Origin of the sequence: Streptomyces scabichelini, assembly GCF_011045015.1 — a bacterium.
GTDB lineage: Bacteria > Actinomycetota > Actinomycetes > Streptomycetales > Streptomycetaceae > Streptomyces > Streptomyces scabichelini.
The window spans coordinates 15,178-28,802 of sequence record NZ_JAAKZY010000027.1 but is presented as its reverse complement, the minus strand read 5'-3'; the positions used below and the strand labels follow the sequence as shown (position 1 = coordinate 28,802).

Genomic DNA, 13,625 nt, shown 5'->3' with positions numbered 1-13,625 from the left:
GGGAGTTGGCGTTACGGCATTACGGCTCAGAGGTGGGCGTACACGTCGTCCAGGGAGATGCCGCGGGCGACCATCATCACCTGGACGTGGTAGAGCAGCTGCGAGATCTCCTCGGCGGCTGCTTCCTTGCCCTCGTACTCTGCGGCCATCCAGACCTCGGCGGCCTCTTCGACGACTTTCTTGCCGATGGCATGGACCCCCTTGCCGACCAGCTCTGCGGTGCGGGAGGAGGCGGGGTCGCCGTTGGCGGCCTTGTGCTGGAGCTCGGTGAAGAGCTCCTCGAACGTCTTCTTGGACATGGTGGCGCCCACTTTACGCGCAGGCGCCCATGCCTCAGCGCCAGGGTTCGGATACTGAGCGCAGTGTGGCCGCGGTCGCGACGGCGGCCGTCACCGCCTCATGCCCCTTGTCCTCGCTGGAGCCCGCGATGCCCGCGCGGTCGAGGGCCTGCTCCTCGGTGTCGCAGGTCAGCACGCCGAAGCCGACGGGCACGCCGGTGTCCACGGAGACCTGGGTGAGGCCCTGGGTGACGCCCTGGCACACGTACTCGAAGTGGGGGGTGCCGCCGCGGATGACGACGCCGAGGGCGACGATCGCGTCATAGCCACGGCCCGCGAGGACCTTGGCGACGACCGGGAGTTCGAAGCTGCCGGGGACCCGCAGCACGGTCGGCTCGTCGATCCCCAGCTCGCGCAGGGCGCGCAGGGCGCCGTCGACGAGGCCTTCCATCACCTTTTCGTGCCACTGTGCCGCGATGACCGCGACGCGCAGGTCGCCGCAGTTGCGTACGGACAGTTCAGGTGCACCCTTGCCGCTCACGTGTCTCCTCAGCGTTCTCTTCGTGCTGTTCGTGCTTCTCGTGCTTGTCGTGCTCTTACTGGTTGCCGCAGGGGGACACGGTGGTCGTGTCCAGCCAGGGCAGGTCGTGCCCCATCCGGTCCCGCTTGGTGCGCAGGTAGCGGAGGTTGTGCTCGCCCGCCTTCACGGGCATCGGCTCGCGGTCGGTGACCTTGAGGCCGTGGCGGACGAGCGCGTCGGTCTTGTCGGGGTTGTTGGTCATCAGCCGCACGCTGCGTACGCCGAGGTCCTCGAGGATCTGCGCGCCCGCGCCGTAGTCCCGGGCGTCGGCGGGCAGGCCCAGCTCGAGGTTGGCGTCGAGGGTGTCGCGGCCGCGCTCCTGGAGCTCGTACGCGCGCAGCTTGGAAAGGAGACCGATGCCACGGCCTTCGTGGCCGCGCAGGTACACCACCACTCCCCTGCCCTCGGCATGAATGCGCTCCAGGGAGGCCTCCAGCTGGGGGCCGCAGTCGCAGCGCAGGGAGTGGAAGATGTCGCCGGTGAGGCACTCGGAGTGGACGCGCACGAGGACGTCCTCGCCGTCGCCGATCTCGCCGTGCACGAGGGCGACATGCTCGACGCCGTCGACGGTGGAGCGGTAGCCGTACGCCGTGAACTCGCCGAAGGCGGTGGGCAGCTGGGTCGTGGCCTCGCGGCGGACGGTGGGCTCGGATGTGCGGCGGTAGGCGATCAGGTCCTCGATGGAGATGATCGACAGGCCGTGCTTGCGGGCGAACGGGACCAGTTCGGGCAGGCGCAGCATGCGGCCGTCCTCGCCGGCGATCTCGACGATCGCGCCGGCCGGGCGCAGGCCCGCGAGACGCGCGAGGTCGACGGCGGCCTCGGTGTGACCGTTGCGGACCAGGACACCGCCGGGCTTTGCGCGCAGCGGGAAGACATGGCCGGGACGGACGAAGTCACCGGGCTCCGCCTCGCCCCCGGCGAGCAACCGCAGCGTGGTGGCACGGTCGGCCGCGGAGATGCCCGTGGTCACGCCGTGCGCGGCCGTGGCGTCGACGGTGACCGTGAAGGCCGTGCGCATGGACTCGGTGTTGTGCTGCACCATCTGCGGCAGTTCGAGCCGGTCCAGCTCGTCGCCTTCCATGGGCGCACAGATCATGCCCCGGCACTCGCTCATCATGAACGCGATGATCTCGGGGGTCGCCTTCTCGGCGGCGATGACGAGGTCGCCCTCGTTCTCGCGGTCCTCGTCGTCGACGACCACGACCGGGCGGCCGGCCGCGATGTCGGCGATGGCCTGCTCGACCGGGTCGAGCGCGAAGTCTTCGATGTTGTCTGTGCTGTACCAGACGGGCGCCGCTGTCATGCCGGGGCTCCTTCCAGGACGGGCTGCGCTGCCCCGCGGGAGCGCAGCCACCAGTCGCGCATGCCCCACAGGACGAGTGCGCCGTAGATGATGTAGACGAAGCCGGAGAAGGCGAACCCGTTGGCGAAGTTGAGCGGTACGCCCACGAGGTCGACCAGCAGCCAGGCGAACCAGAACTCGACCATGCCGCGCGCCTGGGCGTACATGGCGACGATCGTGCCGACGAAGATGTACGCGTCCGGCCAGGGGTCCCACGACAGCGTGGGGTACGCGGTGAACAGGCCGCCGACCGCGAGAGTGCCGAGCGCGGCGGCGCCGACCAGGCAGGCCCGCTCGCGCCAGGTGGCAAAACGTACGCCGACGGAGCCGTCCCGCGTCTGCTGCCTGCCGCTGTTCCACTGCCAGAAGCCCCAGGCGGCGACGGCCATGACGACCACCTGTTTGCCGGCGCTGCCCGAGAGGTGGGCGGTCGCGAAGGCCGTCAGGAGGATGAGGCCGGCCAGGAACTGGGCGGGCCAGGTCCAGATGGAGCGCCGCCAGCCGAGGGCGAGACCGATCAGACCGATGGTGTTGCCCATCATGTCGGCCCACTTGATGTGCTGTCCGAAGAGCGTGAACGCCTCGGAGTTCAGCCAGTTCACCGCGCGGCCCCCTGGCTGCCGAGCAGCCGCTCGACGTACTTGGCGATGACGTCGACCTCGAGGTTGACCGGGTCGCCGGGCTGCTTGAGGCCGAGCGTGGTCAGGGCGAGGGTCGTGGGGATGAGGCTGATCGTGAAGTAGTCGGGGCCCGCGTCGACGACGGTCAGGCTGATGCCGTCGACGGTGACGGAGCCCTTCTCGACGACGTAGCGCGTGAGGTCCGCGGGGAGTGAGATCTTCACGATCTCCCAGTTGTCGGACGGCTTGCGCTCGATGATCTCGCCCGTGCCGTCCACATGGCCCTGCACGATGTGCCCGCCGAGGCGTTCGCCGACGGCCACGGGCCGTTCGAGGTTGACGCGGGAGCCGACGGCCAGGACGCCGAGGCTGGAGCGGTTCAGGGTCTCGGCCATCACGTCGGCGGTGAACTCGTCGCCTTCGAGGTCGACGACCGTGAGACACACGCCGTTGACGGCGATGGAGTCGCCGTGGCGCGCGCCTTCGGTGACAACTGGCCCACGCAGCCGGAAGCGGGAGGCGTCGTCGAGGTTCTCGACGGCCGTGACCTCGCCCAGCTCTTCGACGATTCCGGTGAACACTTCCCGGGTCCTCCTGCCTCTTCGGGCACGGACTCCGGGGCCTGTCGATGACGACAGATATGAACGGACGACGACACCGGGAACGACGCCGAATGGGACATGTCCCTGGGACACGTCGAAACAAACGGCGGCGCGCACGCATGCCCGCCCGCCGCGCACTGCCTCCCATCCGGACTTTAACCGTCGGTCCAGGAATTTCACCTGGTCAACCGGCCGCTGGAAGCGACCGGGTCGCGGACTGTAACCGCCGGTTCGGAGTTTCACCGACCCCGGAGTGCGCTGCTTCTGGTACAGAGCCAGTGTGCCACGCCCGATCGATGCTCATGCAACCAATTACTGTGGGGTGGCTCACAGGGCACACCGATGGACTTCACGGGACACTCATGAACATCCATGAACACCCAACTGCCGTACGGGGACGGCATCTTGTTATTGGTCCATACTTATTGACGTGCTGGTCTAGTCCTCTTAGGGTCTGCGTTCACCGACCCGCCCCAAGAGCGACCCGGCGGCGGTGACGGATGGCCCTTGCCCCGCCGCCGGGTCTCCTGCCCGGCTTCTGACAGGCTGGAGCGGTGACGACAAGCTGGATCGCCGACGAGTTCGAGAGCCACCGCCCGCGCCTGTTCGGTCTGGCCTATCGGATGCTCGGGTCCGCCGAGGAGGCGGAGGACGCGGTGCAGGACGCGTATCTGCGCTGGAGCAGGGCCGATCGGGCGGTCGTCGAGCAGCCCGCGGCCTGGCTGGCCAAAGTCGTCACGAACCTCTGTCTCACCCGGCTCACCTCGGCCCGGGCGCAGCGCGAGCAGTACGTCGGTCCGTGGCTGCCGGAGCCCGTGGTCACCTCGGACGGCACGCTCGGGCCCCTGGAGTCGGCCGAGCGGCGCGATGCCGTGTCCATGGCGCTGCTGATGCTGCTGGAGCGGCTGACGCCGACCGAACGGGCCGTGTACGTGCTGCGGGAGGCCTTCGCGTACGGCCACCGCGAGATCGCCGGCGTGCTCGCCCTGAGCGAGGCCAACTGCCGTCAGCTCTACCGGCGGGCGGTCCAGCGGCTGGCCGCTCCCAAGGCCCGGTTCGAGGCCGCACCCGAGCAGCGGGAGGAACTGATCGTCTCCTTCCTCACGGCGGCCCGCGAGGGTGACCTGGCCGGCCTGGAGAAGCTGCTCGCGTCGGACGTGACCTGGTGGAGCGACGGCGGCGGCAAGGTCTCCGCGGCGCGGCGGCCGGTCGTGGGGCGCGAGAAGGTCGTGCGGTTCCTCGTGGGCCTCGCCGAGCGAGTCGCTGCGGGCGTGGACGTCACGGTGGCGGAGGTCAACGGTGCGCCCGCCCTCCTCGCGTGGCAGGACGGCGCGCTCGCCGGCGTTATCACGTTCGAGCTGCAAGACGGACTGATCGCCCAGGTACAGGCCGTGGTGAACCCGGACAAGCTGGGGTTCGCGGGCCGCCAGCTCGCACGTCCGTAGTCCGGGCGGCCCACCCGCGCTGTCACATTCGCGGCGGCTGTGCAGTCGTGGCTGATGAGGGGCGTTCCACTCGGGAGCGCCCGGCATCGTATGTCACAAGGAGCTCGACACCATGACCACCATCCTGGTGACCGGCGGTACGGGAACGCTCGGCCGGCTCGTCACCGAGCGGCTGCGCACGGACGGCGCGGACGGCCCCGAGGTGCGGGTACTCAGCCGGCACTCCCAGCCGTACGCCGTCGATCTGCGCGAGGGCGGCAGCGGCCTGGACGCGGCTGTCCAGGGCGTGGACACGATCGTGCACTGCGCGACCACACCGCGCGGGGGCGACGAGGAGGCGGCCCGCCACCTGATCGAGGCCGCGCGCCGGGCGGGCGTGGGCCATCTGCTCTACATCTCGATCGTCGGCATCGACCGGGTGCCGTTCGGCTACTACAAGACCAAGCTCGCTGTGGAGAAGCGGATCGAGGCGTCGGGGCTCGGCTGGACGATCCTGCGCACGACCCAGTTCCACGACCTTGTGGCGAGGGTGCTCCAGGCCCTCTCCAGGCTGCCGGTCGTGTTCCTGCCGGCCGGCGTCGGCGACCAGCCCGTCGACGTGGCCGAGGTCGCCGACCGCATGGCCCGGCTGGCCGCGGTCGGACCCGCCGGGCGCGTGGAGGACATGGGCGGTCCCGAGGTCCGTACGTTCCCTGAGCTGGCCCGCGCCTACCTGGCGGCCACCGGTCGCCGTCGGCCGATCGTGAACGTCCCCCTGGCCGGCAAGGCGTACCGCGGCTTCCGTGCGGGCGGGCATCTCACTCCGGAACGGGCCGTGGGGAAGGTCACGTTCGAGGAGTACCTGGCGGCTCGCCTCGGTGCGGAGCGGGGCCGGTGAGCCGCCGAGCCGCCGTACTGCGGGCCGGGCTCGGGCTGCTCGCCGGTACGCAGGTGGTGCTGGGCCTGTGGATCCTGCTGCTGCCGGAGGTGTTCTGGGACTGGCGCTGGGTGTCACTGCTCCCGCCGTACAACGAGCACCTGCTGCGTGACCTGGGCTCCTTGAACCTCTCGCTCGCAGTGGTGCTCTGCGCGGCCGTGGCCACCATGGAACGACGGCTGGTGTTCACGGCACTGGCCGCCTACCTGGCGGCCACGGTCCCCCATCTCGTCTTCCACGCGGCCCACCTGGAGCCGCTGTCGCCGGCGAGCGGCGCCGGCTTCATGACACTGCTGGGCACGGCGGTGCTACTGCCTTCGGCACTGCTGTGGCTGGCGTCGGACGGGACGGTCTGACAGGGCGTGCCCCCGCCAGGGGGCACGCCCTGTCAGGGGCGCGGGGAACTGCGCGACCAGCCACAACGAACCCGCAGCCTCAATCCAGCCCCCAGCGGAGCGCTACCGCTCCGGAGGACCGAACAGCTCGTCCTGAGCCCGCTCCCGTGCCATCAGCAACGCCCCCCGGAGCACCGCCCCACCCCCCAGCGAACTGGCCCGCACCTCGGTGGGCAGCGGCGACATCCGGGCTAGCCGCTCCTGAACCCGGCCGGCAAGCGCCTCTCCGCCGGCCTGCCCGATCTCGCCGGCGAGCACCACACATCCGGGGTCCAGCACAGCGATCACGGACGCGGCCCCGATGGCCACGCGATCGGCGAGCGCGTCGAGGAAGTCGAGGCAACGGGTCGCCCGACCACGTGCGTTCACCGCCGTTCGGACGAGGGACGCCGCATGCGGTTCATGGGGCTCCGGGGACGCCACGACCCCGTACCGCCCGGCGAGTTCCACGATCGCCGCGGCGCCCGCGAGCGAGTGGAAGCCTCCGTCGCAGTCCGTCGCCGAGGGCAGGCCGGAGGTGCCCGGGACCGGAAGGAAGCCGATCTCACCGGTGCCGCCGGAGGCGCCCCGGCGCAGGGTCCCGTCGAGGACGACGGCGGCGCCGATACCGTGGCCGAGCCAGAGGAGGACGAAGGTGTCCCGGTCGCGGGCGGCGCCGGCGCGCTGTTCCGCCAGGGCCGCGAGGTTCGTCTCGTTCTCGACGAGGACGCGGGCCACGAGCCGGTCGTCGAGAGCGGCGACGAGGCGGCGGTGCCATTCGGGCAGGCCGGAGGAATCACGGAGTTCGCCCGTGGCGGGGTCGATGAGGCCCGGCGCGCCGATCCCCACCGTGTGCAGCCGGTCCGCCCCGGCCTCCTTGGCCGTACGCTCGACCAGCGTGACCGCCTGCTCGACGGCGGACCCGGTGCCCGCCTCGTCCCCGATCGGCACCGACGCCTCGGCCAGCACCGAGCCGACCAGATCCGTGACGACCACGGACACGCCCTCGGTGCGTACGTCAAGGGCGGCCAGATGCGCGAGGTCGGCGACTATCCCGTACAGGCGGGCGTTCGGGCCGCGGCGCTGCTCGCCCGACTCCCCCACGACCGCGATCAGTCCGGCGGCCGTCAGGCGTTCCACCAGGTCGGCGACCGTGGGCCGGGACAGTCCGGTGAGCTGCTTCAACTGCCCTGCCGTCAAAGGACCTTCCTGCTGCAGCAGCCGCAGGGCGAGCCGGTCGTTGATGGCCCGGGCGGTACTCGGAGATGCGGGCATGCCGGGATCCTTCCAGATTGGAGGGTCAGGGCGGCAAGGGCACGATAACGGCTATCTATCAGGCAGGGTCCCTGATAGTTTACGTCGGCGGAATGGGACAGCGTGCGGAAGAGCTGAGAGGCAGGGGTGAAGTGGTCTACGACAAAAGCGAGTTGAGGCGCGCCCGGTACGCCGTAGCGACGGTCTTCGCCGTGCACGGCGCCGTCACGGGCTCGTTCGCGACCCGCGTCCCGTGGATCCAGGACCACGCCTCGGTGAGCGCGGGCCAGCTCGGCCTGGCGCTCGCGTTCCCCGCCGTCGGCGCTTCCGTGGCGATGCCGCTGGCCAGCGGCATCAGCCACCGTTTCGGCGCCCGCGCGGCCCTGCGCGGCCTCATCGCGCTGTGGACGCTCGCCCTCGTCCTCCCGGCCCTCGCGCCGAACCTGCTCACCCTCTGCGCGGCCCTGTTCGTCTACGGCGCGACGGCGGGCATGTCCGACGTGGTGATGAACGCGCTGGGCGTAGAGATCGAGAACCGTCTCACCAAGTCGATCATGTCCGGCCTGCACGGCATGTGGAGCGCGGGCGCCCTGATCGGCTCGGCGGCCGGCACGCTCGCCGCGCATCTGGGCTCGGACGCCCGCCTGCACCATGCGCTCGCGGCAGCCGCGCTCACGCTCATCGGTGTGGCCGCCTGCCAGGGCGTACTGGATCTGCGGCCCACCGAGGACGAGGAGGCGCCACCGCGGTTCGCGCTGCCACCGAGGTCGGCGCTGCTCATCGGCGCGGTCGGGTTCTGCGCGGTGTTCGCGGAGGGCGCGAGCCTGGACTGGTCGGCGGTCTATCTGCGGGACGTCCTCGACAGCTCGGCCGGGGTCGCCGCCGCGTCCACGACGGGCTTCACGCTCACCATGGCGCTCGCACGGATCGCGGGCGACGCGGTGGTGGACCGCTTCGGCCCGGTCCGCACCGTACGCATCGGCGGCGTCCTGGCGACCCTCGGCGGACTGCTCGTCGTGGTGGCCGGGAACGCGGCGGTGGCGATGAGCGGCTTCGCGCTGATGGGCCTCGGCATCGCGGTCGTCGTACCGCTCTGCTTCGCGGCGGCCGGACGCAGCGGGCCCAACCCCGCCCAGGCCATCGCGGGTGTCGCGACCATCACGTACACCTCGGGCCTGATCGCCCCGTCCGCGATCGGGACGATCGCGGACGCGACGAGCCTGATGGTGTCCTTCGGCCTTGTGACGGTACTGGCCTTCGGGCTCGTCGCGTTCGCGGGCGTCCTGCGTACGAGCGGCCGGCAGACGGGCGGAAAGGTGAGCGCTCCGGACGCGGCGATCGCCGATCCGCGACCCTGAACCACTCACTCCACCAGGGCCCGCCCGTCCACTCCACCAGGACGCTCTTCGTGCCGGGCGCTCAGCCCGCGATCGAGTCGAGCTGCTCCGCCGCGGGCCGCAGGGCCCACAGGTCACCGCCGGGCGGCGTCTCCAGCTTCGGCACCGCTGCCTTCGCCGCCGGGTCTCCCGCGTCGGCGGCCGCGTGGACGATGTCACTCGCCGCGAACCGCTGGAACTGCAGCTCCGGGTGTGGCCACTCGGCTTTGCCGGTCGCCGCGGGCAGCAGGTAGTCGACCGCCTTGAACAGGCTCTGCCCGTCCGGCCCTTCGTACGCCCACAGGTCCACACCGACATGCCTGCCGATGGCGGCGAGCCGCGTGTACGCCACGAGGCTGAACGTCGCGTAGTGCCAGCTCCTGGTCCGCCTGAGTTCCTGCGGCTGGCTGCCGTCCGCGGCGATCTGCGGATCGATCCGCTTGGCGCGTGCGTCCAGGACGGTCCGCCGGGCCAGGTCCTTGTCGCCGGTCGCGTACGCGAGGGCGGCGAGCTGCATGTCGTAGAACGTGCCGTGGTTGTTGTCCGCGGCAGCCTCCTCCTTGCCGAAGTCGCTGTGGATCAGCCAGTCACGGAAGTCCTCGTTCCACTCCCGCATTTCGGAGCGGTCCGCCCTGGTCCAGCCGGGGGCGCCCGTGTCGAGGATCGCGATCGCGTCCACGACGCTGGTGTAGGCCTGCGAGAAGTCGATGATGCCGATGGCCCGGCCGTCGTACTTGCACGGAATGAACTGCGCGTGGTCGAGGTTCGGGTTCATCCTCGTGGCCGGGTCGAGGAACCAGGTGCGCAGAACAGAGGCGGCCTTCTCGGCGTACGCCCGCTTCCCGGTGTAGTACCAGGCCAGGGTCAGGTCGTACGACGCCGCGAAGACCTTTCCGACGTCCTGGCGGTCCGTGCCGGTGTCGACCTCGGGATTGCGCTCACCGTCGCGCTGGACGTACGGGCAGCCCCAGGGGTTGTCGGCGGTCGGCTCCTTGGACGGCCACCAGTAGGGGGCCTGGCTCAGATAGTCGTGGACGTCGCCGCCGGGTGCGGGCTTCGGTTTGTCGACGACCGTCCAGGGGCCCTGGTCGAGCCATTTGTCGGCCCGTGCGGTCAAGTCCCTGAGTCTGCTCTTGAGTTGGCGGTCGCCGTGTTCCAGGCGGAGCTTGGTGCGCTGGAGCCGTTCGCCGTCGAGGACCGCGGTCTGCGGGGCCTTCGGCGCCGGGCGGGCCGAGACGGAGGGGACGGCAAGGGCTGCGAACGTGGCCAGAGCCGTCAGCAGGACGGCTAATCGAAGTCTTGCGCTCATCGGACACTCCCATCAGATATGTGAACTCTGTTCATGAGCGAGACCGGGGGAGCGTAGAGCGTGCAGGTGAAAGAGACAATGGATCGCGCAATGATTCATGGATGCGTCGCGAAGTGGCGTGCGCACAACCGCCTCGGGTGCACGGATCGGGTACACGGATACGGAACCGCCTGTGCCGCTTGTTCTCTTCGGCGTTACCTTCGGCGTTCTCTTCGGCCGACGACCGAAGTCTCATCCGCGCTTGCGGAGATACGCCTCCAGCTCGGCGGCCCCGGTCAGCATCGCGCGCCCGCGGGCGGACAGCCGCCCGTGCCAGTCGCGCAGTGCGGCCTCCAGCGGCTTGAGGCCGCCTGCCGCCCGCACCTGGGCGATCAGCGGGGCGATCTGCTCCAGCAGGTAGCCGCCCCGCCTCAGTTGGTGGGCCAGCCGGGCGTCCCGTACGTCGGCCTCGTCGTAGACGCGGTACCCGGTCAGCGGGTCGCGGCGCGGGCTCACCAGCCCGGCGCGCTCCCATTTGCGCAGCGTCGCGGGCCGGATGCCGAGGTCTTCTGCCAGCGGCCCGATGAACGTGCCGCCGGGCCCCGGCACCGTGGCCGGCTCGGAGCCCGCACCGGGCTCGGACGCGGTGGTGGGCTCCAGGTCACGGAGGGCGCTCTCCACGGCCCGGAGGGTCCTGCGGTCGTCGAGGAGCTGGGCGTGGCTCTCGTCGATGAGGCGGAACGCTTCTTCGGCCGCGCCCTCGTTCACCGCCCGCATGATCGACGCCGCCGTCCGGTGGCCGTGGCCGGGCACCAGGGCGAGAAACGCGGTCAGGGCCCCCGCGTGCAGCGAGGTATAGGTGCGGTAGCCGTGGGGTGTGCGACCGGCGACCGGAAGGATGCCGGCCTCTTCGTAGTTCCTGACCGCCTGCGTGGACAGACCGTGCCCGCGCGCCAGATCGACCGGCCTGAGCCGCTCACCATTTTGAAGGTTTTGCCCCATGGTCCTGCCGATATCACGGGAAAGTTTCAATCGAAGGTTCAACGATACCGTTGAGGGCATGGCTACCGACATCAAGGACACCGTCCATGCCGTCGAGGCGGCCGCCGTCATGAGGCTGCTCCCGGCCCGGCCGCGGATACTCGCTCTGGGCGAGCCCACCCACCGCGAGGACACTCTGCTCGAGCTGCGCAACGAGCTCTTCCGACAGCTCGTCGAGCAGGAGGGCCACCGGACGATCGCGATCGAGAGCGACTGCCTGATGGGCCTGGTCGTGGACGACTACGTCACCTCGGGCACGGGCACTCTCGACGAGGTCATGGAGCACGGATTCAGCCACCCGGACCTCGGACTCGGCGCGTCCGCGGCCAACCGCGAGCTCGTGCGCTGGATGCGCGCCCACAACGACGGCCGGCCCGCGTCCGAGCGGCTCCACTTCGCCGGTTTCGACGGCCCGCTGGAGATCACCCACGCCGCGAGCCCCCGGCAGGCCCTCACCGCACTCCACGGCTACCTCTCGGCCGGGGTCGACGCCGATCTGCTCCCCTGCACCGCGGAAACGCTCGACCGCCTGCTCGGCGCCGACGACCGGTGGACCGAACCCGCCGCGATGATGGATCCGGCCCGGTCCGTGGGACAGTCGGCCGAGGCCAGGGAACTGCGGCTGCTCGCCGACGATCTGGTGGCGCTGCTCGATGAGCAGACGCCGCATCTGATCGCGGCGACCTCGCGGGACGCCTGGGACCGGGCACGCCTGTACGGGCGTACCGCCACCGGCCTGCTGCGCTACCACTTCCGGATGGCCGATACCTCACCGGCCCGCATGACCCGGTTGTGCGCGCTGCGGGATTTGATGATGGCCGACAACCTCCTCGCCCTCGCCGAACGGGGCCCAGTACTGGTCCACGCCAACAACTCCCATCTCCAGCGGGAGAAGAGCTCGATGCAGATGTGGCAAGGGCCGGTGGAGTGGTGGAGCGCCGGTGCGCTGGTGAGCGCCCGGCTCGGCGAGGGGTACGCCTTCGTGGCCACGGCCCTCGGCACGATCCGGCACCAGGGAGTGGACACACCGCCGCCGGACACCGTCGAAGGACTCCTGTACGCGCTCCCGGAGGACCGCTGCGTCGTCGACGCCCGGCGGCTGGCCACCACCCTCGGCGACAGGCGGCCCGCGCACCGCGTGTCCCCCTGGTTCGGCTACGCCCCGCTCGACCCGGCCCACCTGGCGGACAGCGACGGGATCGTGTTCGTCAAGGACGTCCGGTCGAAGGCGGGTCAGCGCGCCAAGTCGTAGGCGTAGTCGGGCGTGAACGTTCCCGGTGCGCCCTTGCAGCCGTCGGACTCGCCCGGCAGCTTCACCCACAGGTAGGCGTCGATCCGTGCCTGACCGGTGCGCAGGGTCGGCGCCTGCCCCAGTTTCCGGCCGGCCGGGTCGCACCACTCGCCGTTGGGTGGGGCGCCGTTACCGTTACGGCTCGTGTCGATCACGGCACCGAGGCCCGCGGGTCCGCCGAGCGCGTCGAGGGTCTGCCGGACGTACGCGATCTCGTTGTTCGTACTGTTGAAGTTGGAGACGTTGCTGAAGATGCCGTCGGAGCCGGCGGCCGAGGCGGCGCCGGCCTGGCGCAGCAACGAGGCCTGTTTCGAGGGGGAGTTCCAGTCGGAGTGGCCCGCGTCGTAATAGACCCGGGCCTCCGGGTTCGCGGCCTTGAGGACCCGGCCCGCGCGGGCCAGCGAGGCGAAGCGGTCGGCCCGGTCACCCGCCGAGAGGCAGTCGGACTGGGCCAGGGCGTCGGGTTCCAGGATCACGACGACCTCGCCGGAGCCGAGGCCCGCCGCGAACTTGTCGATCCAGGCGTCGTACGCGTCGAGATCCGGCGCCCCGCCTTCGGAGTAGCCGCCGCAGTCGCGCTGCGGTATCGCGTACGGCACGACGACCGGGACGCTCCCCTTGGCCGCGGCACCGGACGTGACCGCCCTGACCCGCTCGATGATGGTCGACGGGGTGTAGTCCGCGAACCACACCGCCGCCGGACGGTCCGCTATCCGGGACTCTATGAGCGCGCGGCGCGGGTCGTCGCGGTTGGCGCTGACCCAGTCGAGCACCTGGGACTCGGGGTAGCGGTAGAGCTGAGTGGACACGGCGGCGGTCTTCGGCTGCTGCGTCTCGGGCTTCGAGGACTTGGCGGGCTTGGGGCTCGGCTTGGCCGAAGACGGGGACGAGGACGGGGAAGGAGACGGCGCGGCGGACGTCTTCGAGGGCGAGGAGGTCGGCACGGCCGGACCCGGCTCCAGGAGCGGCGAGTTCGTCACCTCGGGGCGGGCCTCGTCGCTGCCGCGTCCGCCGTCGAGTGCGGAGATCATCCCCGTCGCGGTGCCGACCGCGACCACGGCGGATGCCACGGTCAGCATGGTGCCGCGCCCGGCGGCACGCCTGCGCTCGGCCCTGCGTTCAGCCAGGCGCTGGGCACGTTTGCCTGACACGTGGTGCTCCCCCTCCTCCAGGTCGAGCCTCTTCCCCCGTTCTGGGGAAACGTTCGGCCCGGCG

General features: G+C 70.8%; 14 protein-coding genes and 1 riboswitch. Of the genes, 5 read left to right on the top strand and 9 right to left on the bottom strand.

The genetic code is table 11. The annotated features are described in order from the left end of the window. Positions 1-26: 26 nt before the first annotated feature. Genes G5C60_RS11375 through G5C60_RS11355 form a run of 5 tightly spaced genes read right to left on the bottom strand, consistent with a single transcriptional unit; the run spans position 27 to position 3,404 of the window. Entirely contained in the window at positions 27-299 is a 273-nt protein-coding gene (locus tag G5C60_RS11375) for a phosphoribosyl-ATP diphosphatase (RefSeq protein ID WP_165257686.1), read from the bottom strand. A gap of 34 nt (positions 300-333) precedes the next feature. After that, entirely contained in the window at positions 334-819 is a 486-nt protein-coding gene (ribH, locus tag G5C60_RS11370; protein ID WP_165257683.1) for a 6,7-dimethyl-8-ribityllumazine synthase, read from the bottom strand. Between the two features lie 55 nt (positions 820-874). Beyond that, positions 875-2,164 carry a bifunctional 3,4-dihydroxy-2-butanone-4-phosphate synthase/GTP cyclohydrolase II gene (locus G5C60_RS11365; RefSeq protein ID WP_165257681.1) on the bottom strand — a complete coding sequence of 430 codons (1,290 nt, stop codon included), beginning with the start codon at positions 2,162-2,164 and terminating at the stop codon, positions 875-877. Beyond that, a complete protein-coding gene (locus G5C60_RS11360; RefSeq protein ID WP_165257678.1) occupies positions 2,161-2,805 on the bottom strand; it encodes a nicotinamide mononucleotide transporter in 645 nt (214 codons plus the stop codon). Before G5C60_RS11360 ends, G5C60_RS11365 begins: the two co-directional genes overlap by 4 nt. After that, positions 2,802-3,404 carry a riboflavin synthase gene (locus G5C60_RS11355; RefSeq protein ID WP_165257676.1) on the bottom strand — a complete coding sequence of 201 codons (603 nt, stop codon included), beginning with the start codon at positions 3,402-3,404 and terminating at the stop codon, positions 2,802-2,804. Before G5C60_RS11355 ends, G5C60_RS11360 begins: the two co-directional genes overlap by 4 nt. Before the next feature lie 151 nt (positions 3,405-3,555). After that, positions 3,556-3,686: riboswitch (FMN riboswitch) on the bottom strand. 293 nt (positions 3,687-3,979) lie between these two features. Here G5C60_RS11355 and G5C60_RS11350 point away from each other — a divergent pair. From G5C60_RS11350 to G5C60_RS11340, 3 genes are all read left to right on the top strand, one after another. Beyond that, positions 3,980-4,870, top strand: coding sequence for an RNA polymerase sigma-70 factor (locus G5C60_RS11350; protein ID WP_338145779.1), 891 nt, complete (start codon positions 3,980-3,982; stop codon positions 4,868-4,870). 112 nt (positions 4,871-4,982) lie between these two features. Beyond that, positions 4,983-5,747 (top strand): SDR family oxidoreductase, encoded by a 765-nt coding sequence (locus G5C60_RS11345; protein ID WP_165257673.1) that lies wholly within the window; start codon positions 4,983-4,985, stop codon positions 5,745-5,747. Then, on the top strand, positions 5,744-6,142 hold the full coding sequence (locus tag G5C60_RS11340; protein WP_338145777.1) for a hypothetical protein: 399 nt from the start codon (positions 5,744-5,746) through the stop codon (positions 6,140-6,142). Before G5C60_RS11345 ends, G5C60_RS11340 begins: the two co-directional genes overlap by 4 nt. 102 nt (positions 6,143-6,244) lie before the next feature. Here G5C60_RS11340 and G5C60_RS11335 read toward each other — a convergent pair whose 3' ends face one another. After that, positions 6,245-7,435 (bottom strand): ROK family transcriptional regulator, encoded by a 1,191-nt coding sequence (locus G5C60_RS11335; protein ID WP_165257671.1) that lies wholly within the window; start codon positions 7,433-7,435, stop codon positions 6,245-6,247. Between the two features lie 92 nt (positions 7,436-7,527). Between G5C60_RS11335 and G5C60_RS11330 the strand changes: the two genes are divergently transcribed. Further along, a complete protein-coding gene (locus tag G5C60_RS11330) occupies positions 7,528-8,772 on the top strand; it encodes an MFS transporter (RefSeq protein WP_165257669.1) in 1,245 nt (414 codons plus the stop codon). Positions 8,773-8,833: 61 nt separating this feature from the next. Here the strand turns inward: G5C60_RS11330 and G5C60_RS11325 are convergent, their stop codons facing one another. After that, complete coding sequence (locus G5C60_RS11325; protein ID WP_165257667.1) at positions 8,834-10,099, bottom strand: alginate lyase family protein; 1,266 nt, start codon at positions 10,097-10,099, stop codon at positions 8,834-8,836. Between the two features lie 231 nt (positions 10,100-10,330). Continuing rightward, a complete protein-coding gene (locus G5C60_RS11320) occupies positions 10,331-11,080 on the bottom strand; it encodes a TioE family transcriptional regulator (RefSeq protein WP_165257664.1) in 750 nt (249 codons plus the stop codon). Positions 11,081-11,138: 58 nt separating this feature from the next. Here G5C60_RS11320 and G5C60_RS11315 point away from each other — a divergent pair, with 58 nt between their 5' ends. Further along, on the top strand, positions 11,139-12,371 hold the full coding sequence (locus G5C60_RS11315) for an erythromycin esterase family protein (RefSeq protein WP_165257660.1): 1,233 nt from the start codon (positions 11,139-11,141) through the stop codon (positions 12,369-12,371). Here the strand turns inward: G5C60_RS11315 and G5C60_RS11310 are convergent. Next, positions 12,353-13,489, bottom strand: a complete 1,137-nt coding sequence (locus tag G5C60_RS11310) for a glycoside hydrolase family 6 protein (protein WP_165257779.1) — start codon at positions 13,487-13,489, stop codon at positions 12,353-12,355. The two genes, G5C60_RS11315 and G5C60_RS11310, sit on opposite strands and share 19 nt — an antisense overlap. Positions 13,490-13,625: the final 136 nt, after the last annotated feature.

What these genes read in the sequence shown, in the direction of transcription:
- G5C60_RS11310 (WP_165257779.1), bottom strand. Translation starts at nt 13,489, where the DNA reads ATGCTGACCGTGGCATCCGCCGTGGTCGCGGTCGGCACCGCGACGGGG.
- G5C60_RS11320 (WP_165257664.1), bottom strand. Translation starts at nt 11,080, where the DNA reads ATGGGGCAAAACCTTCAAAATGGTGAGCGGCTCAGGCCGGTCGATCTG.
- G5C60_RS11325 (WP_165257667.1), bottom strand. Translation starts at nt 10,099, where the DNA reads ATGAGCGCAAGACTTCGATTAGCCGTCCTGCTGACGGCTCTGGCCACG.
- G5C60_RS11335 (WP_165257671.1), bottom strand. Translation starts at nt 7,435, where the DNA reads ATGCCCGCATCTCCGAGTACCGCCCGGGCCATCAACGACCGGCTCGCC.
- G5C60_RS11315 (WP_165257660.1), top strand. Translation starts at nt 11,139, where the DNA reads ATGGCTACCGACATCAAGGACACCGTCCATGCCGTCGAGGCGGCCGCC.
- G5C60_RS11345 (WP_165257673.1), top strand. Translation starts at nt 4,983, where the DNA reads ATGACCACCATCCTGGTGACCGGCGGTACGGGAACGCTCGGCCGGCTC.
- G5C60_RS11365 (WP_165257681.1), bottom strand. Translation starts at nt 2,164, where the DNA reads ATGACAGCGGCGCCCGTCTGGTACAGCACAGACAACATCGAAGACTTC.
- G5C60_RS11375 (WP_165257686.1), bottom strand. Translation starts at nt 299, where the DNA reads ATGTCCAAGAAGACGTTCGAGGAGCTCTTCACCGAGCTCCAGCACAAG.
- G5C60_RS11330 (WP_165257669.1), top strand. Translation starts at nt 7,528, where the DNA reads ATGGGACAGCGTGCGGAAGAGCTGAGAGGCAGGGGTGAAGTGGTCTAC.